2 protein-coding genes are annotated in these 1994 nt (G+C 70.2%); one reads left to right on the forward strand and one right to left on the reverse strand.

Features of this window, described 5'->3' with window-relative positions:
- Positions 1-24 precede the first annotated feature (24 nt).
- The gene (locus H6726_32815; GenBank protein ID MCB9662468.1) at positions 25-912 is read left to right on the forward strand and encodes an SUMF1/EgtB/PvdO family nonheme iron enzyme; all 888 of its coding nucleotides are present in this window, start codon (positions 25-27) and stop codon (positions 910-912) included.
- Between the two features lie 301 nt (positions 913-1213).
- On the opposite strand, the gene H6726_32820 is transcribed toward H6726_32815, so the two are convergent.
- Entirely contained in the window at positions 1214-1930 is a 717-nt protein-coding gene (locus H6726_32820; GenBank protein MCB9662469.1) for a hypothetical protein, read from the reverse strand.
- Positions 1931-1994 lie beyond the last annotated feature (64 nt).

Raw genomic sequence — 1994 nt, forward strand, 5'->3', positions numbered from 1 at the left:
GCCGGGGCCACGGGGTGGCGGTGCATGTACGGTGCGGCGGCGTATCAGGAGGTCGAGTCGCGTTGCGATGGGATCGACAACGACTGCGACGGGATGGTCGACGAGCCTTTCCCGACGCGGGGTGCAGCGTGCAGCAACGGGCTCGGGCTCTGTCAGCGGAGCGGGACCTTGCGGTGCTCGGCGGATGGGACGGCGCTCGAGTGCTCGGCGGCGATGGCGGGGACGCCAGGAACCGAGACGTGCGATGGGCGTGACGAGGACTGCGACGGGCGAACGGACGAAGCGCTGTTTCCCGGGGCCGGGGGCGTCTCGACGGTGCAGATCTCGCGGCCGGGCGCGACGGTGCACGTGATGAGCTACGAGGCTTCGCGGCCCGATGCGACGCCGACGGCGGCTGGTACTGCGAATACCGCGGCGTGCTCGCGGGCGAATCGGATGCCTTGGACGACGGTGACGTGGGATCAGGCGCAGGCGGCCTGTTGCGCGTTGAACTCGGGTGGGGTGTGCCCTGCGGCGGGTGTCGACGGATGGCGCCTGTGCGCGGGCGACGATTGGCAGTCGGCGTGCGAAGGCAGCGCGGGGACCTGCGATTGGAGCTACGCGAGCAACTGCTCGACCTCGCAGCCCATGGTGTGCAATGGGTCGGAGGTCGCGGGGGCGGATGCGATTGCGGCGACGGGCTCGTTCGCGTCGTGCCGCACGGCCTGGGGCGCGGCCGGGAACGTCTACGATCTGAGTGGCAACGTGAAGGAGTGGACGTCCACGCAGGTCGCGACGGGGGTCTATGCGATTCGCGGGGGCGCGTACAACAACCTCGAGGCGGGGCGTACGTGCGACTTCGACTTCACGGTGGGGAGCCGAGATTTCGCGTTCCCGAACACCGGGTTTCGGTGCTGCTTCTACGACTTCTGAGCGAGCTCCCGCGCCGTCTTCGCTCGACCGCGACGTCAGGACGAAGATGGACGCGGCTCGACCGCAACGTCGGGAAAGACGTGGACGTGAAGCGCCCGCACGGTCGTGGACCGCACGTGGTGCGCGAGTGCCCACGTCACACCAAGCAACTCCCCCACGAAGCCTCGCCGGGCACCCCTGACGTCGCACGGCCCCCGGACACACGCCGCGAAGCCCCCAAAAACCCGCGCTCGAGACGCACCTCCGCCTCACGCCGCGCTTTCGCGCGACGTTCCGCTCGGATTGCGCCCGTCACGCGAGCTCAAACGAGCGGCGGCGCGACCCCCGCGTGCGTCGCAAACCCGAAACGCCGTGCCCACAAGAAACACCCCGCGGGAAACACCACGTCCTTCTCACCCCGCAGCATGCGCAGCCGGCACTCGGCCATCTCCCATCGGAACGATGCGTCGTCCGCCAACGCGCTCCGCCGCGCCTCGCCTTGCCCCCGCCCCGCCTTCACCCGCGGGACCACCGCGTTGCGCTCTTCCTTCGAGGTCGCCCACGCGCGTGTGCTGCGTCGCATCGCGCGAAAGCGCCCGAGGAAACGCCCGCCGCGCTTCGCCACCTCCGCGTGCGCCTCCGCCACGAGCGCGTCGCGCTCCGTCTTCACCGCCTCGACGCACGCCTCGGGTGCCATGCCGACGCGCGCCGCCAGTGGCGCCAGCTCGAGCTCGATGTCCTTCGGCCAACGCTCGCTCTTCGGGTGGAACATGCGCACGACCGCGCCGTCCTCGCGATGCAGCAGCTCCGGACGCGGGATGCGCTCGCGCTTGCCCCACCCCGTCTCCTGCAAATCCGTCAGGTTCCCCGGCCACTCCGAAGGCGCCGCCACGAGCCCCGCCATCACCGCGTTCGCCTGGATGTACGCCGCCGCCTCCACCGCCCCCTGAACCGTCACCACCACCGGCTGGTTCGTCTGCCGCTTGTCGAACACCGGCAGCTTCCAACCCCGCAGCCGCTGCACACACCGCGCGAGCATCGCGTGAAAGTCGTTGAAAAAGAGCCCACGCCGCCCGAGCCAATCCGTGAAGAGCATGTGCAGG

The sequence above is a fragment of the Sandaracinaceae bacterium genome (assembly GCA_020633055.1).
In the GTDB taxonomy this organism is placed as follows: Bacteria; Myxococcota_A; Polyangia; order Polyangiales; family Houyiibacteriaceae; genus JADJJE01.

Bases quoted from the DNA above. Each gene is read 5' to 3' on its own strand.
- H6726_32815 (MCB9662468.1), top strand. From the start codon at position 25: ATGTACGGTGCGGCGGCGTATCAGGAGGTCGAGTCGCGTTGCGATGGG.
- H6726_32820 (MCB9662469.1), bottom strand. From the start codon at position 1,930: ATGCTCGCGCGGTGTGTGCAGCGGCTGCGGGGTTGGAAGCTGCCGGTG.